Origin of the sequence: Comamonas sp. 7D-2 (genome assembly GCF_022749555.1) — a bacterium.
Taxonomy (GTDB): domain Bacteria; phylum Pseudomonadota; class Gammaproteobacteria; order Burkholderiales; family Burkholderiaceae_C; genus Comamonas; species Comamonas thiooxydans.
Genome location: NZ_CP094238.1, coordinates 1,011,837 through 1,038,496, shown reverse-complemented (window position 1 = coordinate 1,038,496; position 26,660 = coordinate 1,011,837). Strand labels below are relative to the sequence as shown.

At 63.0% G+C, this 26,660-nt stretch carries 28 protein-coding genes; 18 read left to right on the top strand and 10 right to left on the bottom strand.

Going from position 1 to position 26,660, the window contains the following annotated elements:
- Positions 1 to 8: 8 nt before the first annotated feature.
- The 3 genes from rpmB to MPZ60_RS04705 all read left to right on the top strand — a co-directional run bounded on the left by rpmB (position 9) and on the right by MPZ60_RS04705 (position 1,331).
- Complete coding sequence (gene rpmB, locus MPZ60_RS04715) at positions 9 to 242, top strand: 50S ribosomal protein L28 (RefSeq protein ID WP_003058229.1); 234 nt, start codon at positions 9 to 11, stop codon at positions 240 to 242.
- A 20-nt stretch (positions 243 to 262) separates the two neighbouring features.
- Positions 263 to 433, top strand: coding sequence for a 50S ribosomal protein L33 (gene rpmG, locus MPZ60_RS04710; RefSeq protein ID WP_003058233.1), 171 nt, complete (start codon positions 263 to 265; stop codon positions 431 to 433).
- Positions 434 to 572: 139 nt separating this feature from the next.
- Complete coding sequence (locus MPZ60_RS04705; protein ID WP_034356590.1) at positions 573 to 1,331, top strand: hypothetical protein; 759 nt, start codon at positions 573 to 575, stop codon at positions 1,329 to 1,331.
- A gap of 16 nt (positions 1,332 to 1,347) precedes the next feature.
- Here MPZ60_RS04705 and MPZ60_RS04700 read toward each other — a convergent pair whose 3' ends face one another.
- The gene (locus MPZ60_RS04700) at positions 1,348 to 2,772 is read right to left on the bottom strand and encodes a PLP-dependent aminotransferase family protein (RefSeq protein WP_052057627.1); all 1,425 of its coding nucleotides are present in this window, start codon (positions 2,770 to 2,772) and stop codon (positions 1,348 to 1,350) included.
- A gap of 300 nt (positions 2,773 to 3,072) precedes the next feature.
- Here MPZ60_RS04700 and MPZ60_RS04695 point away from each other — a divergent pair, with 300 nt between their 5' ends.
- On the top strand, positions 3,073 to 3,453 hold the full coding sequence (locus tag MPZ60_RS04695; RefSeq protein WP_034356529.1) for a hypothetical protein: 381 nt from the start codon (positions 3,073 to 3,075) through the stop codon (positions 3,451 to 3,453).
- Here the strand turns inward: MPZ60_RS04695 and MPZ60_RS04690 are convergent.
- Together MPZ60_RS04690 and MPZ60_RS04685 are read right to left on the bottom strand one after the other, a co-directional pair.
- Positions 3,428 to 4,648, bottom strand: a complete 1,221-nt coding sequence (locus MPZ60_RS04690; protein ID WP_034356526.1) for a fatty acid desaturase — start codon at positions 4,646 to 4,648, stop codon at positions 3,428 to 3,430. The two genes, MPZ60_RS04695 and MPZ60_RS04690, sit on opposite strands and share 26 nt — an antisense overlap.
- A gap of 123 nt (positions 4,649 to 4,771) precedes the next feature.
- Complete coding sequence (locus tag MPZ60_RS04685; RefSeq protein ID WP_034356523.1) at positions 4,772 to 6,103, bottom strand: RsmB/NOP family class I SAM-dependent RNA methyltransferase; 1,332 nt, start codon at positions 6,101 to 6,103, stop codon at positions 4,772 to 4,774.
- A 140-nt stretch (positions 6,104 to 6,243) separates the two neighbouring features.
- On the opposite strand from MPZ60_RS04685, the gene MPZ60_RS04680 reads away from it, so the two are divergent.
- On the top strand, positions 6,244 to 6,501 hold the full coding sequence (locus MPZ60_RS04680; protein ID WP_034356520.1) for a DUF1653 domain-containing protein: 258 nt from the start codon (positions 6,244 to 6,246) through the stop codon (positions 6,499 to 6,501).
- A 50-nt stretch (positions 6,502 to 6,551) separates the two neighbouring features.
- Here MPZ60_RS04680 and purN read toward each other — a convergent pair whose 3' ends face one another.
- Positions 6,552 to 7,130, bottom strand: coding sequence for a phosphoribosylglycinamide formyltransferase (purN, locus tag MPZ60_RS04675; protein WP_034356517.1), 579 nt, complete (start codon positions 7,128 to 7,130; stop codon positions 6,552 to 6,554).
- An 86-nt stretch (positions 7,131 to 7,216) separates the two neighbouring features.
- Between purN and MPZ60_RS04670 the strand changes: the two genes are divergently transcribed.
- The 4 genes from MPZ60_RS04670 to MPZ60_RS04655 all read left to right on the top strand — a co-directional run bounded on the left by MPZ60_RS04670 (position 7,217) and on the right by MPZ60_RS04655 (position 11,279).
- The gene (locus tag MPZ60_RS04670) at positions 7,217 to 7,903 is read left to right on the top strand and encodes a YceH family protein (protein WP_034356514.1); all 687 of its coding nucleotides are present in this window, start codon (positions 7,217 to 7,219) and stop codon (positions 7,901 to 7,903) included.
- A 278-nt stretch (positions 7,904 to 8,181) separates the two neighbouring features.
- Positions 8,182 to 9,363 (top strand): acyl-CoA dehydrogenase family protein, encoded by a 1,182-nt coding sequence (locus MPZ60_RS04665; protein ID WP_034356510.1) that lies wholly within the window; start codon positions 8,182 to 8,184, stop codon positions 9,361 to 9,363.
- A gap of 144 nt (positions 9,364 to 9,507) precedes the next feature.
- Positions 9,508 to 10,623, top strand: a complete 1,116-nt coding sequence (locus MPZ60_RS04660; protein WP_034356587.1) for an acyl-CoA dehydrogenase family protein — start codon at positions 9,508 to 9,510, stop codon at positions 10,621 to 10,623.
- Positions 10,624 to 10,784: 161 nt separating this feature from the next.
- Entirely contained in the window at positions 10,785 to 11,279 is a 495-nt protein-coding gene (locus tag MPZ60_RS04655; RefSeq protein WP_034356506.1) for a nucleoside deaminase, read from the top strand.
- 75 nt (positions 11,280 to 11,354) lie between these two features.
- Here MPZ60_RS04655 and MPZ60_RS04650 read toward each other — a convergent pair whose 3' ends face one another.
- The 3 genes from MPZ60_RS04650 to MPZ60_RS04640 all read right to left on the bottom strand — a co-directional run bounded on the left by MPZ60_RS04650 (position 11,355) and on the right by MPZ60_RS04640 (position 14,074).
- The gene (locus MPZ60_RS04650; RefSeq protein ID WP_034356503.1) at positions 11,355 to 12,302 is read right to left on the bottom strand and encodes a bestrophin family protein; all 948 of its coding nucleotides are present in this window, start codon (positions 12,300 to 12,302) and stop codon (positions 11,355 to 11,357) included.
- A 219-nt stretch (positions 12,303 to 12,521) separates the two neighbouring features.
- Entirely contained in the window at positions 12,522 to 13,073 is a 552-nt protein-coding gene (uraD, locus tag MPZ60_RS04645) for a 2-oxo-4-hydroxy-4-carboxy-5-ureidoimidazoline decarboxylase (protein WP_034356501.1), read from the bottom strand.
- Between the two features lie 68 nt (positions 13,074 to 13,141).
- The gene (locus MPZ60_RS04640; protein ID WP_034356498.1) at positions 13,142 to 14,074 is read right to left on the bottom strand and encodes a LysR family transcriptional regulator; all 933 of its coding nucleotides are present in this window, start codon (positions 14,072 to 14,074) and stop codon (positions 13,142 to 13,144) included.
- A gap of 130 nt (positions 14,075 to 14,204) precedes the next feature.
- Here MPZ60_RS04640 and MPZ60_RS04635 point away from each other — a divergent pair, with 130 nt between their 5' ends.
- From MPZ60_RS04635 to MPZ60_RS04620, 4 genes are read left to right on the top strand one after another with little or no spacing between them, the layout of a single operon-like run.
- On the top strand, positions 14,205 to 15,542 hold the full coding sequence (locus MPZ60_RS04635) for an MFS transporter (RefSeq protein ID WP_034356495.1): 1,338 nt from the start codon (positions 14,205 to 14,207) through the stop codon (positions 15,540 to 15,542).
- Positions 15,543 to 15,556: 14 nt separating this feature from the next.
- Positions 15,557 to 16,072 carry a hydroxyisourate hydrolase gene (locus tag MPZ60_RS04630; protein WP_034356491.1) on the top strand — a complete coding sequence of 172 codons (516 nt, stop codon included), beginning with the start codon at positions 15,557 to 15,559 and terminating at the stop codon, positions 16,070 to 16,072.
- 43 nt (positions 16,073 to 16,115) lie between these two features.
- A complete protein-coding gene (gene uraH, locus MPZ60_RS04625; protein ID WP_012837181.1) occupies positions 16,116 to 16,451 on the top strand; it encodes a hydroxyisourate hydrolase in 336 nt (111 codons plus the stop codon).
- A gap of 26 nt (positions 16,452 to 16,477) precedes the next feature.
- Positions 16,478 to 16,966, top strand: a complete 489-nt coding sequence (locus MPZ60_RS04620; RefSeq protein ID WP_034356487.1) for a nucleoside deaminase — start codon at positions 16,478 to 16,480, stop codon at positions 16,964 to 16,966.
- Between the two features lie 58 nt (positions 16,967 to 17,024).
- Here the strand turns inward: MPZ60_RS04620 and MPZ60_RS04615 are convergent, their stop codons facing one another.
- Positions 17,025 to 17,582, bottom strand: a complete 558-nt coding sequence (locus tag MPZ60_RS04615; protein ID WP_003066139.1) for an HNH endonuclease — start codon at positions 17,580 to 17,582, stop codon at positions 17,025 to 17,027.
- Between the two features lie 182 nt (positions 17,583 to 17,764).
- Here MPZ60_RS04615 and MPZ60_RS04610 point away from each other — a divergent pair, with 182 nt between their 5' ends.
- The 3 genes from MPZ60_RS04610 to lspA all read left to right on the top strand — a co-directional run bounded on the left by MPZ60_RS04610 (position 17,765) and on the right by lspA (position 22,420).
- Positions 17,765 to 18,826, top strand: coding sequence for a bifunctional riboflavin kinase/FAD synthetase (locus MPZ60_RS04610; protein WP_034356484.1), 1,062 nt, complete (start codon positions 17,765 to 17,767; stop codon positions 18,824 to 18,826).
- 105 nt (positions 18,827 to 18,931) lie between these two features.
- Positions 18,932 to 21,787 (top strand): isoleucine--tRNA ligase, encoded by a 2,856-nt coding sequence (ileS, locus tag MPZ60_RS04605; RefSeq protein ID WP_034356481.1) that lies wholly within the window; start codon positions 18,932 to 18,934, stop codon positions 21,785 to 21,787.
- Positions 21,788 to 21,904: 117 nt separating this feature from the next.
- Positions 21,905 to 22,420: a signal peptidase II gene (lspA, locus tag MPZ60_RS04600; protein WP_034356478.1), complete on the top strand. Its 516-nt coding sequence runs from the start codon at positions 21,905 to 21,907 to the stop codon at positions 22,418 to 22,420.
- A 66-nt stretch (positions 22,421 to 22,486) separates the two neighbouring features.
- Here the strand turns inward: lspA and MPZ60_RS04595 are convergent, their stop codons facing one another.
- Positions 22,487 to 22,774: a hypothetical protein gene (locus MPZ60_RS04595; RefSeq protein ID WP_052057626.1), complete on the bottom strand. Its 288-nt coding sequence runs from the start codon at positions 22,772 to 22,774 to the stop codon at positions 22,487 to 22,489.
- A 295-nt stretch (positions 22,775 to 23,069) separates the two neighbouring features.
- Here MPZ60_RS04595 and MPZ60_RS04590 point away from each other — a divergent pair, with 295 nt between their 5' ends.
- On the top strand, positions 23,070 to 24,734 hold the full coding sequence (locus MPZ60_RS04590; RefSeq protein ID WP_034356476.1) for a Na/Pi cotransporter family protein: 1,665 nt from the start codon (positions 23,070 to 23,072) through the stop codon (positions 24,732 to 24,734).
- A gap of 13 nt (positions 24,735 to 24,747) precedes the next feature.
- Here MPZ60_RS04590 and MPZ60_RS04585 read toward each other — a convergent pair whose 3' ends face one another.
- Positions 24,748 to 25,563 (bottom strand): NUDIX hydrolase family protein, encoded by an 816-nt coding sequence (locus tag MPZ60_RS04585; protein ID WP_034356473.1) that lies wholly within the window; start codon positions 25,561 to 25,563, stop codon positions 24,748 to 24,750.
- Positions 25,564 to 25,712: 149 nt separating this feature from the next.
- Between MPZ60_RS04585 and MPZ60_RS04580 the strand changes: the two genes are divergently transcribed.
- Positions 25,713 to 26,612, top strand: coding sequence for a DMT family transporter (locus tag MPZ60_RS04580; protein ID WP_034356469.1), 900 nt, complete (start codon positions 25,713 to 25,715; stop codon positions 26,610 to 26,612).
- Positions 26,613 to 26,660: the final 48 nt, after the last annotated feature.

Below are 26,660 nucleotides of genomic sequence, written 5' to 3'. Positions count from 1 at the left end.
GTGTCCCAATGGCACGCGTATGTGAAGTTACGGGCAAGAAGCCCATGGTGGGCAACAATGTTTCCCACGCCAACAACAAGACCAAGCGTCGTTTCCTCCCCAACCTGCAATACCGCCGCTTCTGGGTGGAGAGCGAAAACCGTTGGGTGCGCCTGCGCGTTTCCAGCGCTGCTCTGCGCCTGATCGACAAGAACGGTATCGACTCCGTGCTCGCAGACATGCGCGCTCGTGGCCAAGCTTAATTTCCTGAAGGAGAAACACCATGGCTGCTAAAGGCGGACGCGAAAAGATCAAGCTGGCTTCCACTGCTGGTACCGGTCACTTCTACACAACGACCAAGAACAAGAAGACGATGCCTGAAAAGATGTCGATCATCAAGTTCGACCCCAAGGCTCGCAAGCACGTCGAGTACAAGGAAACCAAGCTGAAGTAATTCGGCCTGTTTCTTGAAAAACCGCCTCACGCAAGTGCAGGCGGTTTTTTCATGCCTTTGCGACTCCTGTCGCGGCGCGAGAGCTGACGCAGCGACCCTCCCTATACTTGGCAGTTTGCAACGAACAGGGATGGATCACATGAATCACAGGACGCTGAGCACATTGCTTTTTTCGCTTGCCGTGTCGCCAGCCGTCTTCGGCCAGACCTTCATCTGCCCCACGGGTCCCGGCCCCGGCCAGCGCCAGGTCGGCATGACAGGCGGCTCACCGGGTCTGGCCTCGGTGCCCGTCTGCGAGCAGTTCAGCTCCGCGCCCGCCGCCACCCAACGCGCCGAACCGTCGCCCGCCGATGCCCTGGGCGGTCTGGCGCGCAGCCAGCTGGAGCTGCTGCGCGAGGGGCAGGAGCTGATCAAGGAAGGACAGAGAATTGCACAAGACCCGCAGTATCAGAAACTGCGCAAGGGCTACTGGATGTTCTCGCATGACGAGAAAAACCCGCGCTCCGGTCTTGAATGTGCGGCGATCTTTGGCAGCATGTCCGGTGCCGTTCAGCTTTCCGGCCCCACGGCCAAGCACAACGGTGCCCTGCTGACCTTTCTGGGCATGGACATTCCCCAGCCCGCCAGCCCGCGCAAGATCAGAACCACGCTGACCCAGAACCAGGACCGGCCCCAGGAGGTCGGCGCCATCAACTACACCATGTCCAATGGCAAATGGGGAGCCATCGTCTATGCGCTGGGCGGCCCCGAAGCACTGGTCAAGGAGCTTGGGGAAGAGGAAGAAGCCCGCTTCAAGGTCTCTGTGGAAGGCAAGGAGGTCATCAGCACCTTCTACAAGGAAGGCGGCAAGGCCCGTGAATTCCTGAGCAAGTGCATGGCCGGTCAGCCGACGAAGTAAAGGACCCCGGCCAGCGCTAGCTGCGCGGACTCTGCCCCAGTTGCCGGCAGGCCATCGCGCCCAGATCCTGCATCGCCCTCTCCATGAGTTCGTTGACCGGATGGGTGCAGGCCAGGCGCATGCAGTGCTCATACCTGCCGGAGTTGGAAAACATGCTGCCCGGCGCAATACGTATGCCGCGCGCCAGGGCTGCCGTGAACAGGTCCGATGTGGACATCTGCGCGGGGAACTCCAGCCACAGGCACAGGCCGCCGCCTGGCAGGCTCATGCGCGTGCCCAGCGGGAAATGACGTGCAACCAGTCTGGCCATGGCCTCGCGCTGTCGCTTGAGCTGCTGCCTGAGCTTTTCCAGGCTGCGCTGATGGGTGGGTGAGCCCAGCACCTCGGACACGACCAGCTGCCCCAGCGTCTGGGTATTGCGGCTTTGTGCAAATTTCAGCATCTGGATGCGGCCATGCCATTGGCCGCCATTCATCCAGCCCTGGCGCAGGCCCGGCGCCAGACTTTTGTTGAAGGCCTGGCAATAGATCACATGCCCGAAGACACTGTCCCAGGCCTTGAGCGGCTTCACCGGCAGTCCTTCGACAAATAGACCGTAGGAGTCGTCCTCGATCAGCGCCGCCCCATGGGCTGCACACAGGGCCACGAGTCTGGCCTTTTTCTCGTCCGGCATGCGCGCGCCCAGCGGCATCTGCAGATCCGGCACCACCACCACGGCCTTCAGGCGCGGCTGGGTCTGAAAAGCCAGCTCCAGCGCCTCGATGGACATGCCGGTGCGCGGGCTGCAGGGAATTTCCAGCGTTTTCAGCTGCAAGGACTCCACCACTTGCAGCAGGCCGTAATAGGTTGGCGATTCGACGGCCACCATATCCCCGGGTGATGCCACGGCAGCCAGCGCCAGACTCACCGCTTCGGAATTGCCGGTGGTTGCCAGCACATCGGCAGGCGCAACACGGATACCGGAGGCCAGCGCCCGTCTGGCCATGGCCTGCTGAAACAGCGGATGATTGCCCTGATTGGCCAGCAGAGAGCGCCCCTGCGAGAGCAGCGTCGGATGCTCGCGCAGCAGCCTGGTGACGGTCTTGTTCAGATAGTGATGATCGAACAAGGAGGCAGGCGGCGTGCAGCCACCGATGTCCATATAGACCTCGGCCTGACGGCCGCGCTCGAGCAGCAGAGAAATATGCTCGTTGATGCCCACGAAATGCGCATGCGCGCCGGGAGACAGCGGCTGGCTCAGGTCCGGTTCGCTGGTCAGAGGAATATCGCCCGTCCTCGTCGCGCACACAAAGTAGCCCACGCGGGGCCTGGCCTCCAGACAGCCCTGCGCTTCCAGAAAACGCAGCACCTGCAAGGCCGTCGAGAGACTGATGTCATGCCGCGCCATCAGCTCGCGCACCGACGGCATGCGCTCCCCGGGCTTCAGGCTCCCCAGCTCCATGGCCTTGCTGTAGTGCGCGGCCAGCCGTTGATACAGCGGCAGCAGCACATCGCCTGTCGCATGATCGGCAGGCTGTGATTCGAAGGTGGTGGAAGTCAGCATGATGACAAAAACGCAGGACCGGGCAGGCATCATGCCAGCAAGCCCTGTTCTGCAACAGATACAGATTGTCAGCAAACATACCGGAACAGATGCACCGAAATCCACGCTGCTACGCCTGCACGGAACGCTTGCTGTGCCTGTTCTGCCAAGCCGTGCTTCCCTACGCTTGAGGGTCTGAATCACAGACCTCCAGCCACCATGTCACAGCCGAACTTTCCCTCGAAAATACATAGCCTCAACAGCGGCCAAGCTGCATCGCTGCTGTTTGAACCAGGCAGCGAACTGTTCTGCCAGCAAGGGCCGCTGCGTCTGGCCATCGGGCCGCTGAGCTTTACCGACAATCACTTCGGTCAGGTCATGGTGCTGCAAACCGGGCAAAGCTGGCGTTGCCCCAGTCGCACCTGGGTGCAGCTGAGCACGCCGGCAGGTGCGGCCTGGATTCAATATCCGGTGGCACGGATACAGCAAAGCCGGACAGCGAAGCGGCTTGAAGAGGGAAAAGGCCTGAGCTTCGCGCTTGCCAGAATCTGGCAGCAGCTTGGCAAGCTCGGCCTCAGACGTGGGCAGCGCGCAGCTTGACGGAGAAATCCTTGAGTGCCGCAATGCCGCTGGCCTCGGCGCGCTGGCACCAGGCCTGCAGCTGACCGGTCAGTTGCTCGCGACTCAGGCTGGTGTTGAGCCACAGCTGACGCAGCTCTTCGCGCATGACCAGCATCTGGTCAATCACCGGGTGCGCAGCGCGCGCCTGCGCCAGTTGGCTCTGGGCACGCTCGGGCACCTTGTCGGCATCGCGGTGCAGCCAGCGTTGCACGCCCTTGAGCAGGGAAACATCCGACTTCTGTGCCTGCTTCTGCTTGAGCAGGTCCAGCTCGTGCTGAACCGCCGTGCGCACGCCGCGCGCATAACGGGCCATGACCTCGTAGCGATTGGCAATGATGGCTTCCAGCGTCAGCTCGTCGGCCACGGGCTTGACGACGCCCATGCGCAGGCGCGGCGGGGTTTTCTTGACCTTGGCCCAGCCCAGCTTCTGCATGAGGCTGATATAGACCCAGCCGATATCGAACTCGTAGGGCTTGACGGAGAACTTGGCCGAAGTGGGAAAGGTATGGTGGTTGTTGTGCAGCTCTTCGCCGCCGATGATGAGGCCCCAGGGCACCAGATTGGTGGAGGCATCCGTCGCCTCGTAGTTGCGATAGCCCCAGAAATGCCCCACGCCGTTGACCACGCCCGCAGCCCAGAATGGAATCCAGACCATCTGCACGGCCCAGATCGACAGGCCGATCACGCCGAACAGCGCCACATTGAGGATGAGCATCAGCGAGGGGCCCATCACCGAATGGCGGTAGACATTGCGCTCCATCCAGTCATCGGGCGTGCCGTGACCGTATTTCCTGAGCGTTTCCTCGTTCCTGGCCTCGGCACGGTACAGCTCGGCACCTTCGCACATCACCTTGCCCAGGCCGCGCGTCTGCGGGCTGTGCGGGTCATCTGCGGTCTCGCACTTGGCATGGTGCTTGCGGTGGATGGCCACCCATTCCTTGGTCACCATGCCCGTGCCCAGCCAGAGCCAGAAGCGGAAGAAATGCGAGGGAACAGGCCCCAGATCCAGCGCCCTGTGCGCCTGGCTGCGGTGCAGATAGATGGTGACGCCCGCAATCGTGAAGTGGGTGGTGATCAGGGTGTAGAGCAGCAGCTGCCACCACGACAGATCCCACAGGCCATTGGCCATCCAATCCACGACGGCATTCCAGATCGAGGCTATATCCAGCGACATAAATAACAAAGCCTTTGGCAAAAAACCGCGCCCACTCGATAAGCACGGTCGTGCCATTTTAGGTGAGCCGCCGACCGGTCTGTTGTCGATTCCCCGACAGCAGATACCGGATTTGCACCGAAGTTACGCCTTTTTCACCCAAACAGCGGCGAAAAACCCGTCTGTCTCGTGCTGATGTGGCCACAGACGCAGATAGCGTCGACCCTCATCACCACCGCTGCAAAGCTTGTCGCCGTCGGCAATCTTGAGCTGCTCAAGCACCTCGCCCGCGTCCATCGGAACGAACTCGGGGTGAGCGGCGCTGAAGGCTTCGGCAATGGCTTCGTTTTCCTCTGGCAGGATGGAGCAGGTGGCATAGATCAGACGGCCACCGGCCTTGACCAGGCGCGCGCTGCTTTCCAGGATGGCTGCCTGTTTCTGCGTCAGCTCCTGCACGGCCTTGACGCTCTGGCGCCACTTGAGGTCGGGATTGCGGCGCAGCGTACCCAGGCCCGAGCAGGGAGCATCGACCAGCACGCGGTCGATCTTGCCGGCCAGGCGCTTGACGCGCTCGTCGCGCTCGTGGGCAATCGCGGCAGGGTGGACATTGGAAAGACCCGAACGCGCCAAACGAGGCTTGAGCGCATCGAGGCGATGACCCGAGACGTCGAAGGCATACAGACGGCCGGTGTTGCGCATGGCCGCGCCAATGGCCAGGGTCTTGCCGCCGGCGCCGGCGCAAAAGTCCACCACCATTTCGCCACGCTTGGCATCCAGCATCAGTGCCAGCAGTTGCGAGCCTTCGTCCTGCACTTCGATGGCGCCGCGGTTGAAGGCATCAATCTTGGCCAGCGCAGGCTTGCCGTCCACACGCAGACCGATGGGCGAGAACGGCGTGGGCTCGGCCTTGATGCCAGCTTTTTCCAGTTCCTTGCGCAGATCGGAGCGCTTGTCGTTGAGCGTGTTGACACGCAGGTCCAATGGAGCTGCCTGCTCCATGCTGGCGGCCAGTGCCCAGAATCCATCGCCCAGCTGGGCCTTGAGCGGCTCGACCAGCCATTCGGGCAGATTATGGCGGTGCGCCTCCATCAGCTCTTCGGGCTTGACGCCGTCGCAGGCAGCCAGCCACTTGAGTTCCTGGGGCGTCAGCGCGGCCTTGATAAAGGTCTCGCTGTCCTGGCCGTCCTTGTTCTTGACCTTGCCTTCCTTCTTGGCCTGCTCGCGCAGCACGGCGGCAAAGCCCAGGATGGCCAGCCGGCGCTCGCGTGCGCCGCTGCCCGAATGCGCCAGCGCTTCGAACAACAGCTTCTTGCGCAGCACGGTGTAGACGGTTTCGGCCAGGGTGGCGCGCTCGCGCGGGCCCAGATAGCGGTTTTCGCGGAAAAAGCGGGACACCACGGCATCGGCCGGGTGTTCAAATGTCAGGGCGCGCTTGACGAGTTCAGAGCAAGCGTCGAGAAGGGCTTTGGGATGCATGGGCGCAATTGTCCCACTCTCGCCCTGGCCCTGGCTGGCACCAGAAATCTATGACGCCGGCCTGCTCCAAACGATTCATAGTAAAAACAGGCTTCAGCCCTTTTCCTTCAAGCATTTACAGCTCATCTTTTTAAAGCATCATGTCCGACCACGATCTGCCTGCACTCATCACCACCGAGCCCGGTCTCTACGAACACTACAAAGGCATGCGCTATGAAGTCATAGGCACGGTGCGCCACAGCGAGACGCTGGAGCCCATGACGCTATACCGCGCGCTTTATGGCGAGCGTGGCCTGTGGGTGCGCCCGGCCGCCATGTTCAACGAGACGGTGGTAATCGACGGCGTGGAGCGGCCACGCTTTCGCCGCCTGCCCGCCGAGGAGCAGAAATCAGCATAAAGACAGGCTCTATCGCTTACCTATAAAGAAATAGAAGCTATCAAATCTGATCAAGCCTTGATCAGATTGAGCACGGCTTGCGGATAGATGATGTGCTCCTGCACCAGCACGCGTGCAGCTAGCAGCTCGGCGGTGTCACCCTGCAGCACGGGCACCACGGCCTGCTCCAGGATGGGGCCCACGTCGAGCTCGGCCGTCACGCGGTGCACGGTGCAGCCCGCAAACTTGCAGCCCGCATCGATCGCTCTCTGATGGGTGTGTAGACCGGTGAAGGCCGGCAGCAGCGAGGGATGGATGTTGATCAGCCGGCCCTCATAGTGCGCAACAAAGCCTGGCGTGAGAATGCGCATGAAACCGGCCAGCACCACCAGATCAGGCGCATGGCGATCGATGACCTGCGTCAGCTCGGCATCAAAGGCCTCGCGGCTGTCGAACTGCTTGTGATCCAGAACCTCGGTGGCGATGCCGTTGTCCCGCGCGAACACCAGGCCCTTGGCCTCGGCCTTGTTGCTCACCACAGCGCTCACGCGGGCGTTGTACTGCTTTGCCCAGTTCTGCTGCTGGGATGCACGCACAATGGCAGCCATGTTCGAGCCGCCGCCCGAGATGAGGATCACGATGTTTTTCATGGGCGGCGATTGTCGCATTGACGGACAAACCCTATCGGGTTTGCACCAGTTCCTGTGCGCTGCCCTAAGACTTTCGAGGAGACCCCATGCCGTTTGACCCACGCAACACCCCTTTGAGCGCCATCGAAGCCCGCGTTCTGGCCACGCTGATGGAAAAGGCCCGCACCGTGCCCGACAGCTATCCGCTCACGCTCAACAGCCTGGTCACGGGCTGCAACCAGAAGTCCAGCCGCGACCCGGTGATGGAGGTCAGCGAGGGCGAGGCCCAGGAGGCACTGGACAGCCTGCGCCTCAAGACCCTGTCGGTGCAGATCAGCAGCGTGCGCTCCACGCGCTGGGAGCACAACTTCCCGCGCGGCATTGGCGTGCCTGACCAATCTGCCGTGCTGCTGGCCCTGCTGATGCTGCGCGGCCCCCAGACCGCTGGCGAGCTGCGCATCAACTCCGAGCGCTGGCACCGCTTTGCCGACATCTCCTCGGTCGAAGCCTTTCTCGACGAACTGCGCGAACGCAGCGAGGAAAAAGGCGGTCCGCTGGTCGTGCAGCTGCCGCGCGCCCCTGGTGCCCGCGAACAGCGCTGGGCCCATCTGCTTTGCGGTCCGGTGGATGTCAACGCCCTGGCAAGCACCAGCAGCGCCAGCACAGGCGGCAATGCATCGGCCCTGCAGCAGCGTGTGGATGCGCTCGAAACCGAAGTCGCCCAGCTGCGCGCCACCGTGCAGATGCTGTGCGAATCGCTGGGCGTAGAACCGCCTGCAACCCCGGCTGAATGAATCCCGACAGAAACTGATAGCTGCCAGCGTTCATCCAATAAGCGCTGGTGGCCTTTTTCAATCAAGATCCAAAGTTCACAGTCACCACAAGCGGGCACACTCCCGATCAGAAACAACCAGCAAGAGCCGTCCCGCAGCGAGGCTGTCGTCCCCCTTGGGAGAAGCGGCGCAGCCGTTCGGGGACTCATCCCTGGGGTTTCCCGCCATTTGTCGCAACCCGGACAGCCACAAAAAGAACGTGCGTGCTACAAATCTCCAGCATTTGCAGGAGACAACGCATGGACTTGGCATTCACCCCTGAAGAACAGGCTTTTCGCGAAGAGATCCGCAGTTGGGTGCGGGCAAATCTGCCCGAGGATATTGCGCACAAGGTGCGCAACGATCTGCACCTGACGCGCGAGGACATGCAGCGCTGGGCCAAGATTCTGGGCAAAAAAGGCTGGCTCGGCTACGGCTGGCCCAAGGAATTCGGCGGCCCCGGCTGGAGCGCCGTACAAAAGCATTTGTTCGAGGAAGAATGCGCACTCGCCGGCACGCCGCGCATCGTGCCCTTCGGCCCCGTGATGGTGGCGCCGGTGATCATGGCCTATGGCACGCCGGAGCAGCATCAGCGCTTTCTGCCCGGCATCGCCAGCGGCGAAGTCTGGTGGAGCCAGGGCTATTCCGAACCGGGTTCGGGCTCGGACCTGGCCAGCGTCAAGACCCGCGCCGAACGCGTGGGCGACAAATACATCGTCAACGGTCAGAAGACCTGGACCACGCTGGGCCAGTACGGCGAATGGATCTTCTGCCTGGTGCGCACCAGCAACGAGGGCAAGCCCCAGACCGGCATCAGCTTCCTGCTGGTCGACATGAAGTCGCCGGGCGTGACCGTGCGCCCCATCAAGCTGCTGGACGGCTCGCACGAAGTCAACGAGGTCTTTTTCGACAATGTGCAAGTGCCTGCCGACCAGCTGATCGGCGAGGAAAACAAGGGCTGGACCTATGCCAAGCACCTGCTCAGCCACGAGCGCACGAACATCGCCGATGTGAACCGTGCCAAGCGCGAGCTGGAGCGCCTCAAGCGCATCGCCAAGACCGAAGGCGTCTGGGAAGACCAGCGCTTCCGTGATCAGATCGCCCTGCTGGAGATCGATGTGATCGCGCTGGAAATGCTAGTGCTGCGCGTGCTCTCGGCGATGAAGTCGGGCAAGAACCCGCTGGACATCGCCGGCCTGCTCAAGATCAAGGGCAGCGAGATTCAGCAGCGCTACTCCGAGCTGATGATGCTGGCCGCCGGCCCTTATGCCCTGCCCTATATCCAGGAAGCCATGGAAGCCGGCTACCAGGGCGACTTTCCCGGCAATGTGCTGGGCAATGCGCCGCTGGCCGCGACCTACTTCAATATGCGCAAGACCACCATCTATGGCGGCTCCAACGAGGTGCAGCGAAACATCGTCGCGCAGACGGTGCTGGGCTGATTCGGAACTGGCGGCAGCGCGGAGATTTCGCTTGCGTGAACTCGCACTGCTACCCCGTGCCCCCTCCGGGAGGGGGTTCTTGCTAGAGCTTCGCTGAATGTGATGGTGCGCAAGGCGCACTCGCTTCAGCAGCAGGAGACAAATATGGATTTCGATTTTTCCGACGACCAGCAGCAACTGCGCGATGCCGTGGCCCGCTGGGTGGACAAGGGCTATACCTTTGAGCGCCGCCAGAGCATTGCCAAGCAGGGCGGCTTTTCGCGCGAGGTCTGGAACGAGCTGGCCGAACTGGGCCTGACGGCTCTCACCGTGCCCGAGCAATATGGCGGTCTGGGCCAGGGCGCGGTTGATGTGATGGTGGTCATGGAGGAGCTGGGCCGCGGTCTGGTGATGGAGCCGCTGACCCAGGCTTTCGTGGCCTCAGCCCTGCTCGGCCAGTTCGGCAACGAAGCCGTCAAGCAAGCCTGGCTGCCCCGCATCGCCAGCGGTGAAAAGCTGGTGGTGCTCGCATCGCAGGAGCGCAAGGCGCGCTACCAGATTGATGTTTGCGCGGCAAAGGCATCTACATCCGGCGATGGATATACGGTAGATGCCAGGAAAAACATTGTTCCAGCGGGCGACCAGGCCGACGCCTTCATCGTGCCGGCCCAGCTCGACGGCAAGATTGCGCTCTTCCTCGTCGAGAACGGCCGCGAAGGCGTCGCCACCAAGCCCTATGCCACGCAGGATGAGGGACGCGCGGCCGATCTGGTCTGCCATGCCGCATCGGCCACCCTGATCACCACCAATGGCGTGGCTGCCCTCACCCTGGCACAGGATGTGGCCAATGCCGCTCTTTGCGCCGAAGGCGTGGGCGTGATGGAGCAGACGCTCAAGCTCACCACCGAGTACATGAACCAGCGCAAGCAGTTCGGCGTGGTGATCTCCAGCTTCCAGGCCCTGCGCCACCGCGTGGCCGATATGAAGATGCAGCTGGAGCTGGCCCGCTCCATGAGCTACTACGGCACGCTCAAGCTGGTGGCGCCTGCCGAGGAGCGCCATGTCGCCATCGCGCGCGCCAAGGTGCAGCTGGGCCAGTCCATGCGTTATGTGGGCCAGCAGGCCGTGCAGCTGCATGGAGGCATCGGCGTGACGGACGAATACGTGGGCAGCCACTATTTCAAGCGCCTGACCCAGATGGAGATGACGGGTGGCGACACCTTGCACCACCTGGGCACGGTATCGGCCCATATGCAGGACAGCGCCGGCGTCTTTGCCTGAAAGCCTGCATCAACATTCATCAAGATCACGGCAACTGCATTCAACCCAAAACTAAAAGTCAACAGCACGCTTCGGCGTGCTGTTTTGCTTCCTGCATGCACTATGGACCCTGCTGCTCTTCCTATGATCCTTGCGCCATTCACAAGATCAAGGAGACATGCATGAGCAAGCAAGACAGCGAAAAGTATCTGCTGGAGTCCATTCGCCTGGCCATGGGCAATGTCAAGGGCCGCGAATCCGCGACCTGGCCCTTCGGCGCCGTGCTGGTGCGTGACGGCAAGGTCCTGGCGCGCGCCGTCAACCAAGTCGATGATCTGTGCGACCCCACGGCCCACGCCGAGATGCAGGCCCTGCGCATTGCCGCCAAGGCCCTGGGCAGCACGGATCTGTCCGGCTCGGTCATGTATGCCAGCGGCTATCCCTGCTCCATGTGCCACACCGCCATGCTGCTGGCCGGCGTGAAGCAGGTGTACTTCGCCTACTCCAACGAAGACGGCGAGCCCTACGACCTGTCGGCTGCGCGCGGCTATGAGGAACTGGCTCGCCCCGAAGGCCGGCGCGAACTGCCCCTCATCAGCCACCGCGTGCGCGATGCCGGCGAGGACCTGTACCAGGCCTGGCAAAAGGCCGTGGACGAAGATCGCGCCACGGTCTAGCCAGCACTGGCTCCAGCCGCCATCATGAACAAAGCCCTGAATGACGAGTTCAGGGCTTTTGCATTCTGGAGGACCTCAGGTCAGCAGATAGTCCACCGGCTTGAGCGGCGCCGGAACCTGGGGGTCGCCCAGCGACTGGCTGAGGCTGATCTCGATGCTGCGGCAGATGCTGTCCAGTGCCAGGTCGTTGCTTTCCATGCCGAACGGCTCTTCCAGCTCGTCACCCAGCACATCGAGACCGTAGAAGGTATAGGCCACGATGGCCACGACAAACGGCGTCATGAAGCCCGTGATGTCCACCAGACCGAACGGCAGCAAAAAGCAGTACAGATGGGCCGTGCGGTGCAGCAGCAAGGTGTAGGAAAACGGAATCGGCGTATTGCGGATGCGCTCGCAGGAGGCAGCGGCCGTCGTGAAGCCATTGAGGGTGCGGTCCAGCTCCACGGCCAGGCAGGGGTCTATGCGCTGCTCGCGCACGCACTGGCCCAGATCCTTGCCCATGGCCAGCATCAGCGCATCGGTGCGCTGATTCAGCGGCAGCAGTTGCAGGCGCTGCCACTCGGCATGAGTCAGCCACTGCTGGGCCGCCACATCGTCCTTGAGGCTGCGCAGCTGGGCCCGCAGCACATGAGAAAAAGCCACGGCCCGGTGCACCATGCGCACCCGCACATCGCTGGCCCGCTGGCGCGGGTCTATGGGGTGATCGAGCTCGATCAGACTCAGGCACTGGCGGGCCAGCGTGCGTGCATAGATCACGATCTCGCCCCAGAGCTTGCGTCCTTCCCAGTAGCGCGCATACGCGGTGTTGTTGCGAAAGCCCAGAAAAATCGCCAGCGGCAGGCCGATCAGGGTGAACGGAATCGGCGTGATGGGGATCTTGGTGTGGAACAGCGTGCCATGCGCCACGGTGACAATGATGGCCAGCACGATATTGACGGCAAGCACGCCTTTGATGCGTTGCAGCACCGAGCCCCGGACAATCCACAGCAGCTTGAAGCCCGACGGGCGATCTCTGACGATCATGAAAACGAGAAATAAGGTCTAAACCCGAATTCAATCACAAGCATCCGGGGATTTCAGCCAGCGCCGAGAACTCCCACTGCGGCAGTAGGCAGCCAGGGCCGCGCCAGCACGCTCCATGCGGCATCTGCTGCACATGGGCAGCGCCCCCCGACATAGGGTTCCCCCTCCAGCCAGCATAAGAAAAGCCCCGCATTGCGGGGCTTGGGCGGCGATAGGGGCTCAAGCGGCCTGCAGGCTGCCAGCACTCACGCGCTGCGCCAGGCGCAGGCGGCTGATGAAGCCGATCTGGCGCAGGGCTTCGGCAAACTCCTGCTCGGTGCCGCGCTCGGTGCGCGAGACCAGTTCGGCAAACAGGCCGGCGCGCGAGTAGTGGCGCACGCAGGCGATGAAGGGAAAGCCATGGCGCGTGCGATAGGCCTGGTTCAGCTCGGCCAGGCGCTCGCCCTGCTCCTGCGCCAGATCCCCCAGGCCCGCGCTTTGCTGCTCCTGCTGGGAGTCAACGGTCAGCGTGCCGGAGCGCACGGCGCTGGCCGACAGCTCGGGGTGACCACAGAGAAAGTGCAGGGTCTGCTCACGTGGGCTGCCATGCACGGCGGCCAGCATGGCCTGGTGCAGTGCGTCCAGGCTGGCAAAGGGGCGCTGCTGCGCGGCTGCCTCGGCCACCCAGGGGGCGTATTCAAAAACCTCGCCGAGCGCGGCCGCAAAGTCTGCGTGCGTCATGACGTTGAGCTCGTCGAGCGTGGGGATGGAGGAGGTAGTGGTGCTAGTCATGAGGCCAGTGTAGGAAGCGCGTTTCCCGTCTCACAGTGCTGGCTTGTTATAGCCCGTATAGCAGCCGGCTACGTCGATGCCGTCAGCACCTGCGAGGCCTGATTGAGCAGAGCGCGCAGCCAGATATGGGAGGCATCCCGATGCCGGGACGAATGCCAGAGCTGGTAGAAGCGCATGACGCGGTTGCCCATGGGCAGAGGCACCATGGCCAGCGGCAGCCGCCTTGCGTGATAGGCCGCGAAATGGCGGCTGGTGGTCAGCAGCAGATCGGTGCCCACCAGCAGATCCGGCGCCAGCGAGAAATGCGAGCATTGCACGCGGCCGTCACGGCTCACGCGCATGGTGCCCAGACTGCTCTCCACCACGCCGCGCTGATCGGGCGAGTAAGGCGTGAACACCACATGCGCGGCCTGCAGATAGTGCTCGGCCGTGAGCCGGCCCGGCTGCGCCAGAGGATGCTTCTCGTCGAGCAGGCAGACCACCTCGTCCTCGAGCAGCGTGGACATGTGCAAATGCTCGGGTGGGCTCGGCCAGTTGCCGATGACGATATCCACCTCGCCGCTTTGCAGGGCCTGCTCGTAGTCGAAGTTCTGGCCCAGCGGCAGCAGGACCAGCCTCGCGCCCGGTGCCTGCGCACGCATGAGCTGGACCACACGCGCCATGAAGGGCGGTGCCAGATAGTCGGGCATGGCGATGGTGAAGCGCAGTTGCGTGGTCTCGGCCACAAATTCCTTGCCGACGCTCAGCAGCCCGTCGATCAGGCCCAGCGCCGCACGTGCCTGCTCCACGGCCTGAAGCGCGCGTGCCGTCGGGACCATGCGGTTCTTGTCCCGCACCAGCAGAGGGTCGTTGAAGATGGCCCGCAATCGCCGCAGCGCCGCGCTGATGGCCGGTTGTGACTGATTGAGACGTATTGCCGCGCGCGACACGCTTTTTTCGCTGATCAAGGTGCACAGCACGCGCAGCAAATAGGTATCGAACGGTTCTTCGCTACGAGACACGTGTTTTCCCTAGAGATATGCATTTTGCTATGCGGCTCATAGCAGGCGCTTAGTTTCGCATATCGCCACAAGTCGCGACCATGCAAGTGTCCGCAAACCCAACAACAAATTTCCGAGACAAGGACTTGCCATGAGTGCTCACCATGTGCCGATCAGCGGCACTGCTGCTTCCGTCGATCAGGTCGACGCCACCTACTCCAAGATTTCCTGGCGCCTGCTGCCCTTTCTGGGCGTGCTGTGGGTGCTGGCCTGGCTGGACCGCGTCAACATCGGCTTCGCCAAGCTGCAGATGCTCGACGACCTGAAATTCAGCGAAGCCGTCTACGGCCTGGGCGCCGGTATCTTCTTCATCGGCTACTTCCTGTTCGAAGTGCCCTCCAACATGCTGTTGCAGAAGATAGGCGCCAAAAAGACGGTGATGCGTATCACCATAGGCTGGGGCCTGATCTGCATCTTGCAGGCCTGGGTGACGACACCGACCCAGTTCTACATCCTGCGCTTTCTGATGGGCGTGTTCGAGGCAGGCTTCTACCCCGGCATCATCCTCTACCTGACCTACTGGTATCCGTCCAAGCGCCGCGCCAAGGCCTTCGGCACCTTCATGTCGGCCTCGGCCATCGCCGGCGTCATCGGCGGCCCGCTGGCTGGCGGCATCATGACCTGGGCCGCAGGCGCGCACGGCATGCACGGCTGGCAGTGGCTGTTCATCATCGAAGGCATCCCCTCGGTGCTGGCCGGCATCTTTGCCTACTTCTACATGACCGACCGCCCCGAGGAAGCCAAATGGCTCACCGACACGGACCGCGCCGTCGTGCGCCAGCAGCTCGAAATCGACCAGAAGGCTCAGGGCGAGCGCCACAGCGACTGGCGTACCCTGTTCGGCAACCCCATGGTGTGGCTGCTGATCGCCGTGTTCTTCTGCCTGCTGTGCGCCAACTCCACGCTGACCTTCTGGATTCCCACCGTGATTCGCGAAGCGGGCTTCACCTCGCCCATGCAGGTAGGCTGGATCGCCGGTGCCGCCTATCTGCTCGGCGCGGCCGGCATGATCATCAACGGTCGCCATTCCGACCACCGTGGCGAGGTACGCTGGCACTTCGCGGGCTCGGCCCTGCTGGGCGCCGTGGGCATGCTGGCCCTGGCCTTCACCATGGGCATGGACAGCATCCCCGTGATCGTGGCGCTGACGGCCATGGTCCTGGCACTGGTGGGCACCATGAGCGCGATCCCCGTGTTCTGGCAGATGCCCAATATGCTGCTCAGCGGCGGCGCTGCCGCAGTGGGCGTGGCGCTGATCAACTCGGTGGCCAATCTGGCCGGCTTCGGTGCCCCCTATCTGATGGGCGTGATCAAGGCCTCCACCGGCAAGGTCGCTCCGGGCCTGTACCTGGTGGCCATCGTGGAAGCGCTGGCAGCCGTTCTCGCCATCGCCTTCGTCGCCCGCATCCAGCGCCGCAAGAACGCCTGAAGGAGTCATCCCGCATGCATCCCACACCCACACTGACCCCGTCGCGCCGACAGTTCGCACTCTCGGGCCTCGTGCTCGGCGCCTCGGCCCTGACGGGCGCACACGGCGCGCTGGCCGCCGACACACACCCGGCAGCGCCGGCCCAGGCCACCGGCCCCATCGTGCTGCATGGTGTCAGTCCGCGCCTGACCATGCATGCCGTGGACACCTTCCATGGCTCTGCAGCCACGGGCTTGCGCATCGACTTTTCGCGCTTCGACGGCGAAACCTATGTGCCGATACGCAGCTTTGTCGTGAACGCCAACGGCCGGGCCGACGAGCCGCTGCTGATCGACGACAGCTACCGCAGCGGGCGCTACGAAATGCTGCTGCACGTGGACGAGTACTTTGCTGCCAAGAGCGCCAAGCTGCCGCGCCCGGCCTTTCTGTCCAAGGTGCCGGTGCGCTTCCAGATCGTGAACACGGCAGAGCGCATCCATCTGCCCATCCAGTTCGGCCCCTGGAGCTACACCTATTCGCGCGGCAGCTGAGCCGGCATATCCGCGCTCTATCGCAACCCATCGAAAGACCACCATGGCAGGCATCAGCACCCATGTACTCAACCTCACCACCGGTCGCCCCATCGCCGGCATGCGGGTGGAACTCTACGACGTGGCGCAGACCCCGGCGCAGCGTCTGAACAGCACCCGTACCAATGCCGATGGCCGCACCGACGCCCCCATGCTGCCCGCCGCCGCGGCCCGCACCGGGGACTTCGAGCTGCGCTTTTACACAGGCGAGCATTTCAAGGAGCCCACGGCGCTGTCGGAAGAAGTGCTGGTGCGCTTTTCCATCTTCGACGCGGCCCAGCACTACCACGTGCCCATGCTGTGCTCGCCGTGGTTCTTCAACACCTACCGCGGCAGCTGATTTTTTTTACCAAGGAGAACGACTCGATGAACAACGAAAACGACAGCGGCAAATACCTGCTTGAATCCATACGCCTGGCCATGGGCAATGTCAAAGGCCGCCAGCAGCCCACCTGGCCCTTCGGCGCCGTGCTGGTGCGTGAGGGCAAGGTCCTGGCGCGCGCCGTCAATCAGGTCGATGAGCTCTGCGACCCCTCGGCCCACGCCGAGATGCAGGCGCTGCGCATAGGCGCCAAGGCCCAGGGCAGCACCGATCTGTCGGGGGCCGTCATGTATGCCAGCGGCTACCCTTGCTCCATGTGCTACACGGCCATGTTGCTGGCTGGCGTGAAACAGGTGTATTTCGCCTACTCCAACGAAGACGGCGAGCCCTACGATCTGTCGGCCGCGCGCGGCTATGTGGAACTGGCCAAGCCGGAGGAGCAGCGCGAGATGGCACTGATCGGCCAGCGCGTGCGCGACGAGGGCGAAGACCTCTACGAAGCCTGGCAAAAAGCCGTCTCCACCGCAGTCTGAACGCGTTTCTGTCCTCTTGCTCCTGCCCCGCGGCGCCAGCCCGGGGCTTTTTTACGCCCTAGCTGCGCCAGCGCGATCCACGCGGCACATGGGCCACGAGAAACTCCATCTGGTCGGCCAGAATGCGGCGGTTTCTCAGGATGAAGTCCTCCCACAGCGTGGGCGTGTAGGGGGTGTAGAGCAAGGGCATGCGGGCCTGCTCCGGCGTTCTGGCCCCCTTGCGGTGGTTGCAGGCGCGGCAGGCCGTGACCAGATTCATCCAGCTGTGCTGCCCGCCGGTGCTCACGGGAACAATGTGCTCGCGCGTGAGATCGCTCTCATGGAAGCGCCGCCCGCAATAGGCGCAGACGCAGCGGTCACGAGCAAAGAGCTTGCCATTGGTCAGACCCGGCAGCAGCTCATGCGGGTTGATGTTCGGCATGCCCTTGGTGCCGATGATGGAGTTGATGTGAATGACTGACTGCTTGCCGGTCACCGCATTGTGGCCACCGCGAAAGCAGGCGATTTCGACACCGGCTTCCCAGCGCACATCTTCTGCTGCGTAATGCAGCGCCGCCTGCTCCAGCGTTACCCAGGACTGCGGCAGCCCCTGGGCTGTCAGCTTCAAGACTTTCACAACCAGCCTCCATACAGTCAAACATCGACCACGGAAAACGGACAAGCGTCTTGGCGCTTTTGCGCACAATCGTGCAGCCTGCACAGCTGCCTGATTTGAAGCAATATACTCTGAAACTATGTCAAATTGACGGCTTGTGTCGCATGCATCGGCGCCAGTTGCTACAAATAACAAAGCAGCCCATGAAGATTTTTCGCGGTATCAATCATCCCGGCCTGGCTCCGGCCTGCGCTGTGACCATTGGCAATTTTGATGGTGTACACCGGGGACATCAAGCCATGCTGGGCCTGCTCAAGGCCGAGGCGGCACAGCGCGGCATTCCCAGCTGCGCCATGACCTTCGAGCCGCACCCGCGCGACTACTTTGCCAAGAAGTTGGGCAAGCCTGAGCTGGCGCCGGCCCGCGTGGGCACGCTGCGTGACAAGCTCAGCCAGCTCGAGGTCTGCGGCGTCGATCAGGTCGTGATCCTGCCCTTCAACCAGGCCTTGGCCAGCCAAAGTCCCGAGGACTTCATTCAGGACGTGCTGATCTCGGGCCTGGGCGCCAAATACGTGCTGGTGGGCGACGACTTCCGCTTTGGCTCCAAGCGCGCCGGCGATTACGCCATGCTGGACAACGCCGGCCAGGCCCTGGGCTTTGATGTGGCCCGCATGAACAGCTATGAAGTCCATGGGCTGCGCGTCTCCAGCACGGCCGTGCGCGAGGCCCTGGCCGCCGGCGACATGCAGCAGGCCGCCAAGCTGCTGGGCCACCCCTACCGCATCTCGGGCCATGTGGTGCATGGCCGCAAGCTGGGCCGCAAGCTGGCCGAATCAATGAGCGGAGCCGAGGACGGCTTTCGCACGCTGAATCTGCGTTTCGACCACTGGAAACCTGCCGCCAGCGGCATTTTTGCCGTGCTGGTGCATGGGCTGACGGACCAACCGCTGCAGGGCGTGGCCAACCTCGGCGTGCGCCCCTCGCTGGACCCCAACGACATCAACGGCGGGCGGGTGCTGCTGGAGACCCACTGTTTCGATTGGCCCGCTCAACTGGGTGGAGAAGGTGCCTACGGTAAAATCATCCGCGTGGAACTTCTGCACAAACTGCACGACGAGCTGAAGTATGACAGTCTCGATGCCCTGACGGTCGGCATCGCCAAGGACTGCGATGACGCGCGCGCGTTTTTCGCCTCGGCCCACATACCGTCTCACACCTCGTCGCACACAGAGACCCGTCGCCAGACCACGCGCGACCGAATTTGAAGCTCGCTGCTCGCACGTCCCAGGCGCAGCAGCGCACTGGCGCTCACCTCACCATTCACGCCCAGGCAGAACTGCCCGGGCATTGCATTGCCTTCAAGGTTTCCCATGTCTGATTCGAAGTCCAACAAGCCCGAAGCGTCCGCTTACCGCGCCACGCTGAACATGCCCGACACCCCTTTCCCCATGCGCGGCGACCTGCCAAAGCGCGAGCCCGCCTGGGCCAAGGAATGGGACGACAAGGGCATCTACAAGAAGCTGCGCGACGCCCGCAGCGGCGCACCCAAGTTCATCCTGCACGACGGCCCTCCTTACGCCAACGGCAAGCTGCACATCGGCCATGCGGTGAACAAGATCCTCAAGGACATGATCGTCAAGAGCCGCCAGCTCGAAGGCTTCGACGCGCTCTATGCACCGGGCTGGGACTGCCACGGTCTGCCCATCGAGAATGCCATCGAGAAGCTGCATGGCCGCAATCTGCCGCGCGACGAGATGCAGGCCAAGAGCCGCGCCTTTGCCGCCGAGCAGATCGAGCAGCAGATGGTGGACTTCAAGCGCCTGGGCGTGCTCGGCGACTGGGATCACCCCTACAAGACCATGAACTACGCCAACGAGGCCGCCGAGCTGCGTGCCTTGAAGAAGGTGATGGAGCGTGGCTTTGTCTACCGCGGCCTCAAGCCCGTGTACTGGTGCTTTGACTGCGCCTCCTCGCTGGCCGAGTTCGAGATCGAATACGCCGACAAGCAAAGCCAGACCCTGGACGTGATGTTCCCCGCTGCCGAGCCGGCCAAACTGGCCGCAGCATTCGGCCTGGACAAGCTCGACAAGGAAGCCTTTATCGTCATCTGGACGACGACAGCCTGGACCATCCCTGCCAACCAGGCGCTCAACGTCAACCCCGACCTGGAATACAGCCTGGTGGAGACCGAGCGCGGCCTGCTGATCGTGGCCTCCGCCCTGGTCGAGAAATGCCTGGCCCGCTGGAAGCTCGAAGGCCGCGTACTCGCCACCGCCAAGGGCGAGAAGCTCGACCACATGCCCTTCAAGCACCCTCTGGCCCATGTGGACAAGGGCTTTGACCGCATTTCGCCCGTCTACCTGGCCGAATACGCCACCGCCGACGACGGTACCGGCATCGTGCACTCGGCCCCTGCCTATGGCGTGGACGACTTCAACAGCTGCATGTCCAACGGCATGGACTACAAGCAGATCCTGAACCCCGTGCAGGGCAACGGCGTGTACGCGGCCGACCTGCCCATGTTCGGCGGTCAGCATATCTGGAAGGCCGTGCCCGTCATCCTCGACGCACTGAAGGTCGCGGGCCGCCTGATGGACACCACCACCATCAGCCACAGCTATCCGCACTGCTGGCGCCACAAGACGCCCGTCATCTACCGCGCTGCCGCCCAGTGGTTCATCCGCATGGACGAAGGCGAGGGTGTGTTCACCGATCCCGCGCAAAAGCCCGAGAAGACCCTGCGCCAGATCGCGCTGGACGCCATCGAGCAGACCAACTTCTACCCGCAAAACGGCCAGGACCGCCTGCGCGCGATGATCGCCGGCCGTCCCGACTGGTGCATCTCGCGCCAGCGCTCGTGGGGCGTGCCCATCCCCTTCTTCCTGCATGTGGACACGGGCGCCCTGCACCCCCGCACCATGGAGATCATCGACCAGGCGGCCGCCATGATCGAGCAGGGCGGCATCGAGGCCTGGAGCCGCGTCAGCACCGAAGATATCCTGGGCGCCGAAGAGGCCAAGAGCTATACCAAAAGCACCGACATTCTGGAGGTGTGGTTCGACTCGGGCTCCACCTTCTGGCATGTGCTGCGCGGCACCCACCCCGAGCACCACCACGACCACGGCCCCGAGGCCGATCTGTACCTGGAAGGCCACGACCAGCACCGCGGCTGGTTCCACAGCTCGCTGCTGCTGGCTTCGGCCATCTTCGGCCGCGCGCCCTATCGCGGCCTGCTGACCCACGGCTTCACCGTGGACGGCCAGGGCAAGAAGATGTCCAAGTCGCTGGGCAACACCGTAGCGCCGCAGGACGTGTCGAGCAAGATGGGCGCGGAAATCATCCGCCTGTGGGTGGCCTCGACCGACTACTCGGGCGACCTGGGCATCGACGACAAGATCCTGGCCCGCGTGGTGGACGCCTATCGCCGCATCCGCAACACGCTGCGCTTCCTACTGGCCAACACCAGCGACTTCGATGCGAGCAAGGATGCCGTGGCCTATGGCGAGATGCTGGAGATCGACCAGTTCGCGCTGGCGCGCTCGGCCCAGCTGCAGCAGGAGATCCTGGCCCACTACAAGGTCTACGAGTTCCACCCCGTGGTCGCCAAGCTGCAGCTGTTCTGCTCCGAAGACCTGGGCGGCTTCTACCTGGACGTGCTCAAGGATCGCCTCTACACCAGCGCCCCCAAGAGCCTGGCACGCCGCTCGGCCCAGACCGCGCTCTACCAGATCACCCAGGCGCTGCTGCGCTGGATGTCGCCCTTCCTGTCCTTCACGGCCGAGGAAGCCTGGAAGATCGTGGGCCACAGCGAATCCATCTTCCTGGAGAAGTTCACCGAGCTGCCCGCCGGCGACGAAGGCCTGCTGGCCAAGTGGACGCGCCTGTGCGAGATCCGTAACCAGGTCAACAAGGACATCGAAGTGGTGCGCACCACCGGCGCCGTGGGTTCCTCCCTGCAGGCCGAAGTCACGCTCACGGCCGAGCCCGAGGACCTGGCCCTGCTGCAAAGCCTCAAGGACGATCTGAAGTTTGTCTTCATCACCTCGGCAGCGACTGCCGTGGCCGGCGATGCGCTGAGCACCACCGTGAAGGCCAGTGAGCACGCCAAGTGCGAGCGCTGCTGGCATTACCGTGAAGACGTGGGCGTGAACCCCGAGCATCCCTCGATCTGCGGCCGCTGCGACAGCAATCTGCACGGCACGGGCGAAGTCCGTACCAAGGCTTGAGTCTTCAAAAAGTGAGCTGCCAGCGCATGCTGGCAGCTATTTTCAGCATTTATTTTTGCTGAATTCCTTTTGAATCAAGCGCTAACCGCTATCAAAAAACCTTAGCAAAGAGCTGCCATGAGCAACACCCAGACCTCCTCCGCAGGCCTTGGCCGTATCTGGCCCTGGCTGCTGTGGGCGCTTGTCATCATCGGCGTGGATCAGATCACCAAGCAGATGATTCTGAGCCACTACCAGTATGGGGACTGGACTCCCATCACCAGCTTCTTCAACATCGTGCGCGCACACAACACGGGCGCAGCCTTCTCCTTCCTCGCGGGCGGCAGCGGCTGGCAACGCTGGCTGTTCGTGGCCATCGGCGCGATTGCCACCGTGCTCATCGTCTGGCAGCTGCGCAAACACCCCGGCGAGAAGATGTTCTGCCTGTCGCTGTCCAGCATCCTTGGCGGAGCCATTGGCAATGTGGTGGACCGCCTGCAGCACGGCTATGTGGTGGACTTTCTGGACTTCTACTGGGGCAGCAGCCATTTCCCGGCCTTCAACGTGGCCGACATGGGCATCACGCTAGGCGCCATACTGCTGATCCTTGATGAGTTCTTGCGCGCAAAACGCGCCAAGAACCAGAGCGTGTAAGCGCCAGCCGCTTTCCATCGGCAAGGCCCAAGGCCCGCTGTCTCTCCAGCAGACAGCGGGCCTTGCTCATTCCGCCCCGCTCCGGCCGGATTCGACCGGCTCATGGGCGGGCTCGGCAGCACCTTCAGGCATATCGCGCTGAATATGGCTGCCCACAGACAAGGTGATGCCGCCCCGGACCACGGACTGAACCAGCGTGATGTGCGTCAGCAGTTCTTGCTCGGCCATCTGCTGCGCCTGCCGCTGATCGATCCATGCAATCTGCGCCGGCCCGAGCAGCGTGGAGATGGGCAGCAATACCGCCACCACCCATTGCCAGATGCGCAGCGGCGGCCTGGGCTTGCCGCGCCGCAAATGCCACAGCCCACAGCCGCCATGGCTGCCAGCAACATCAAAAGAAAGCTCACTGCAGCAGCACCGGGCACGGCAGGAATCATGAACCCACCTTTTTAATAGCGTCGAACGCAATGCAGATATACGGGAAACTCGGTCACCTCTGAAATCTCATCCGTAGAAACGATGTTTCGAATAATTCGTTTTTGTTCTATTGTGTTCCTTATTCCGCACTTATTTGTGCGTGAAGAGTGAGGCATCCGGGCAGACCGACCTCACTCAGGGGTATATTAGGTCGCTCCTTCGCGGGCAGAACATGAAGCATTTATTGAATCTTTTAGCAGCCATTGCCCTGTTGATCTGGGGCTCTCAGATGGTTCGCACCGGCGTTCTGCAGGTCTTCGGCGCAAACCTGCGCAATATTCTCGCCCGCAGCATGAGCAACCGTTTCTCGGCAGCGCTTTCCGGCATGGGCGTCACGGCCCTGGTGCAATCAAGTACGGCCACCTCGCTGATGACCTCGTCCTTTGTAGGCCAGGGTCTGATCACCCTGCCCTCGGCCCTGGCCGTGATGCGCGGTGCCGATGTCGGAACGGCTCTGATGGCCGTGCTGTTCTCCACTGACCTTTCCTGGCTGTCGCCGCTGTTCATCTTTGTCGGCGTGGTGCTCTATATCTCGCGCAAGGACTCCAAGCCCGGTCGTATCGGCCGCGTGCTCATCGGCCTGGGCCTGATGCTGCTGGCCCTGCGCCTGGTGGTGGAAGCCACCGAGCCCCTGCTGCAGGCCCCTGCCGTGCGCACCCTGCTGGCCTCGGTCAGCAGCGATCTGTTCATGGAATTGCTGCTGGGCGCGGTACTGGCCGTGCTGGCCTACTCCAGCCTGGCCGTGGTGCTGCTGATTGCGGCCATGGCCAGCTCCGGCGCCATTCCGCTGGATGTGGCTCTGGGCCTGACCCTGGGCGCCAATCTGGGCAGCGGTCTGGTCGCGGCGCTCACCACCGCCAAATCGGCGGTGGAGGAGCGCCAGGTCACCATAGGCAATCTGCTGTTCAAGATCATGGGCGTGGCCATCGTCGCGCCCTTTATCGGGCTGTGGTCGCAGTACGCCCAGCCCTATCTGCCCAGCGCCGGCCAGAACGTGGTGATGTTCCATCTGGCGTTCAATGTCTTCAACAGCCTGTGCTTCATCGGCCTGACCCAGCTCGTGGCCCACTGGGTGACCGCCTTGCTGCCCAAGCCCGAGGAAGAAAGTGCAGCCAAGCTGCTGCGCCCACGCCACCTGGACCCCTCTGCTCTGTCCACCCCTTCGCTGGCCATAACCTGTGCCGTGCGCGAGTCACTGCATCAGGCCGACGTGATTGAGTCCATGCTGATCGGCCTGCAAAAAGTGGCTGAAACCGACGATGCCAAGCTCTCCGAGGAAGTGCGCCACCTGGAAGGCACGGTGGACGATCTGTACTCTGCCATCAAGTACTACATGACCAAGATCTCGCGCGCCGAACTCGACGAACGCGAAGGTCAGCGCTGGACGGAAATCATCAGCTTCACCATCAATATGGAGCAGATCGGCGACATCATCGAGCGCGTGCTGCTGGACCTGGAAGACAAGAAGATCAAGAAGGGCCGCCAGTTCTCGGCCGCCGGAAAACAGGAAATTCACGAGCTGACCCAGCATCTGCTGGACAATCTGCGCCTGGCCATGAGCGTCTTCCTCAACGGCAATGTGCGCGAGGCGCAAAAGCTGCTTGAGGAAAAAGCGCGCTTTCGCGATCTGGAGCTGGCCTACTCGGCCACCCACCTGGAGCGCCTGTCCCAGCACACGGTATCGAGCATAGAGACCAGCTCCCTGCATATCGACATGATCAGCGACCTCAAGCGCATCAACTCGCTGCTGTGCTCGGTGGCCTACCCGATTCTCGAGCAGGCCGGAGCCCTGGCACCCAGCCGGCTCAAGTCCACCGCACTGGAGAACCAGCGCTAGCTGCTCTGCCGCCCTACCAGCCCATGTAGGCGGCAAGCACCAGGGAGGCCTCGGGGGTGAAACGCCCCTGCAGCATCCAGCCCTGGACCTCGGTCCGCTCCAGCCGCTCGAAACGCTGTACCTCGCCATCCTGATTCACAGGCTGCAGCGCATCGGGCACCAGGGCCGAAAACCAGTCTATGCGCTCGACCATATAACCCTGTCCCTCTGCTTCGTCGCTGGGTCTGGCGAACATCACATTTCCGCCGTGCCGAAGCTCGCCGAGTTCTGCCACATGCAGACCGGCCTCCTCCCAGGTTTCACGCGCCAGCGCCTCGGCCAGACCATCTGCCGCCGAGACCATGCCGCCCATCAAGGTATCCCACATGCCGGGGTTGTTGGCCTTGTCCTCCGAGCGCTGCTGCACCCAGATCGAGCCATCCGCGCAAACGCCCACCAGATGCACGGCTCTGGTGGCAATGCCCAGCGGCCGCACAGCACCGCGCTCGACGGTGGCCAGTTGCCGGCCCTCGGCATTGCAGACCGCCAGTTGTTCGTTGCGCCAGGCACCGGCAAGACCGGCGCTGCGCATGGCCTGTGCCAGCCGGTTCAGATTGTCCGTCGCCCCGCCCCGGCCTTCCAGCCGCCATTGCCCGGCCAGCAGCCTCAGCGCTATTCCGTGCGCTGCCAGCAGGTCGGGCCCCAGCTTGCGCGCAAAGTCTTCCTCGATACTGCCGACCTGTTGATCATCGATGCACAGCGGCTGGCGCGGGCGCAGAGGCTGCCTGCTGGCCATGGCCTGCTGTGACTGCAGCCATTGCTGCTGGAGCGACGTGGTTTGCTGCTTCATGAAAAATCTCCCTGGCCTGCATTGTGCTCAGCTTCGCAAAACGGGAAGGCTTGCATCACTATTGATGGTCGCCAGTTTGCCGGCAACAGCCGCTGCCACACCGCGCTGAAGATCCGGAGGCCAGTTGCCGCGCGTTACAGTGACAACCCATGAATTCCCCCCTGAAACCCACCACGGTCGCCATGCTCAGTCTGGCTCCGGCACTGTGGGCCGGCAATGCCATCGTGGGCCGCCTCGCTCACGATCTGATCTCGCCCTTTGCACTCAACTTCCTGCGCTGGTGCATCGCCTTTGTGCTGCTGCTGCCGCTGGCATGGCGGGTGCTGCGCAAAGACAGTCCGATCTGGCCGCTGTGGCGGCAGTACATGCTGCTGGGGCTGCTGGGCATAGGCTGCTACAACGCATTGCTGTACTTGGCACTCAAGACCTCGACCCCGCTGAATGTGACGCTGGTGAGCTCCAGCATGCCTGTGTGGATGCTGGCCATAGGTCGGCTGTGCTGGGGTATTCGTGTCAGCCGCCGGCAGATGGGCGGCGCCCTGCTGTCCGTGCTGGGCGTGGCGGTGGTAATGTCGCGCGGCGACTGGCAGACGCTGCTTGCTCTGCGCTTTGTGCCCGGCGACCTGTTCATGGTGCTGGCGACGATTGCCTGGGCCTTCTACACCTGGCTGCTGTCGCGCAGCACCGGCCCCCAGGAAGTGAAATCGCACTGGGCCAGCTTTCTGCTCGCACAGATCGTTTTCGGCCTGCTCTGGTCCGGCCTTTTCACGGGCGGCGAAGCCTTGCTGGGCGAGTTCCGCCTGGTGCCGGGCTGGCCGCTGCTGGGCAGCCTGCTGTTCATCGCCGTGGGCCCGGCCATTCTGGCCTACCGCTTCTGGGGCATGGGCGTGCAGCGCGCCACGCCCGCCATTGCGGGCTTTTTCGGCAATCTGATTCCGCTGTTCACGGCCCTGCTGTCGATTCCCGTGCTCGGCGAAACCCCGCACCTCTACCACGCGCTTGCGTTTGCGCTGATCGTGACCGGCATCGTCGTGTCATCCCGCAAATAAACGGCTGCCCACCCAGACAAAAGCCCCGCATTGCGGGGCTTTTGTCGT

Excerpts from the sequence above, each read along its gene's own strand:
- rpmB (WP_003058229.1), top strand. The coding sequence starts at position 9 with ATGGCACGCGTATGTGAAGTTACGGGCAAGAAGCCCATGGTGGGCAAC.
- rpmG (WP_003058233.1), top strand. The coding sequence starts at position 263 with ATGGCTGCTAAAGGCGGACGCGAAAAGATCAAGCTGGCTTCCACTGCT.
- MPZ60_RS04705 (WP_034356590.1), top strand. The coding sequence starts at position 573 with ATGAATCACAGGACGCTGAGCACATTGCTTTTTTCGCTTGCCGTGTCG.
- MPZ60_RS04700 (WP_052057627.1), bottom strand. The coding sequence starts at position 2,772 with ATGGAGCTGGGGAGCCTGAAGCCCGGGGAGCGCATGCCGTCGGTGCGC.
- MPZ60_RS04695 (WP_034356529.1), top strand. The coding sequence starts at position 3,073 with ATGTCACAGCCGAACTTTCCCTCGAAAATACATAGCCTCAACAGCGGC.
- MPZ60_RS04690 (WP_034356526.1), bottom strand. The coding sequence starts at position 4,648 with ATGTCGCTGGATATAGCCTCGATCTGGAATGCCGTCGTGGATTGGATG.
- MPZ60_RS04685 (WP_034356523.1), bottom strand. The coding sequence starts at position 6,103 with ATGCATCCCAAAGCCCTTCTCGACGCTTGCTCTGAACTCGTCAAGCGC.
- MPZ60_RS04680 (WP_034356520.1), top strand. The coding sequence starts at position 6,244 with ATGTCCGACCACGATCTGCCTGCACTCATCACCACCGAGCCCGGTCTC.
- purN (WP_034356517.1), bottom strand. The coding sequence starts at position 7,130 with ATGAAAAACATCGTGATCCTCATCTCGGGCGGCGGCTCGAACATGGCT.
- MPZ60_RS04670 (WP_034356514.1), top strand. The coding sequence starts at position 7,217 with ATGCCGTTTGACCCACGCAACACCCCTTTGAGCGCCATCGAAGCCCGC.
- MPZ60_RS04665 (WP_034356510.1), top strand. The coding sequence starts at position 8,182 with ATGGACTTGGCATTCACCCCTGAAGAACAGGCTTTTCGCGAAGAGATC.
- MPZ60_RS04660 (WP_034356587.1), top strand. The coding sequence starts at position 9,508 with ATGGATTTCGATTTTTCCGACGACCAGCAGCAACTGCGCGATGCCGTG.
- MPZ60_RS04655 (WP_034356506.1), top strand. The coding sequence starts at position 10,785 with ATGAGCAAGCAAGACAGCGAAAAGTATCTGCTGGAGTCCATTCGCCTG.
- MPZ60_RS04650 (WP_034356503.1), bottom strand. The coding sequence starts at position 12,302 with ATGATCGTCAGAGATCGCCCGTCGGGCTTCAAGCTGCTGTGGATTGTC.
- uraD (WP_034356501.1), bottom strand. The coding sequence starts at position 13,073 with ATGACTAGCACCACTACCTCCTCCATCCCCACGCTCGACGAGCTCAAC.
- MPZ60_RS04635 (WP_034356495.1), top strand. The coding sequence starts at position 14,205 with ATGAGTGCTCACCATGTGCCGATCAGCGGCACTGCTGCTTCCGTCGAT.
- MPZ60_RS04630 (WP_034356491.1), top strand. The coding sequence starts at position 15,557 with ATGCATCCCACACCCACACTGACCCCGTCGCGCCGACAGTTCGCACTC.
- uraH (WP_012837181.1), top strand. The coding sequence starts at position 16,116 with ATGGCAGGCATCAGCACCCATGTACTCAACCTCACCACCGGTCGCCCC.
- MPZ60_RS04620 (WP_034356487.1), top strand. The coding sequence starts at position 16,478 with ATGAACAACGAAAACGACAGCGGCAAATACCTGCTTGAATCCATACGC.
- MPZ60_RS04610 (WP_034356484.1), top strand. The coding sequence starts at position 17,765 with ATGAAGATTTTTCGCGGTATCAATCATCCCGGCCTGGCTCCGGCCTGC.
- ileS (WP_034356481.1), top strand. The coding sequence starts at position 18,932 with ATGTCTGATTCGAAGTCCAACAAGCCCGAAGCGTCCGCTTACCGCGCC.
- lspA (WP_034356478.1), top strand. The coding sequence starts at position 21,905 with ATGAGCAACACCCAGACCTCCTCCGCAGGCCTTGGCCGTATCTGGCCC.
- MPZ60_RS04590 (WP_034356476.1), top strand. The coding sequence starts at position 23,070 with ATGAAGCATTTATTGAATCTTTTAGCAGCCATTGCCCTGTTGATCTGG.
- MPZ60_RS04585 (WP_034356473.1), bottom strand. The coding sequence starts at position 25,563 with ATGAAGCAGCAAACCACGTCGCTCCAGCAGCAATGGCTGCAGTCACAG.
- MPZ60_RS04580 (WP_034356469.1), top strand. The coding sequence starts at position 25,713 with ATGAATTCCCCCCTGAAACCCACCACGGTCGCCATGCTCAGTCTGGCT.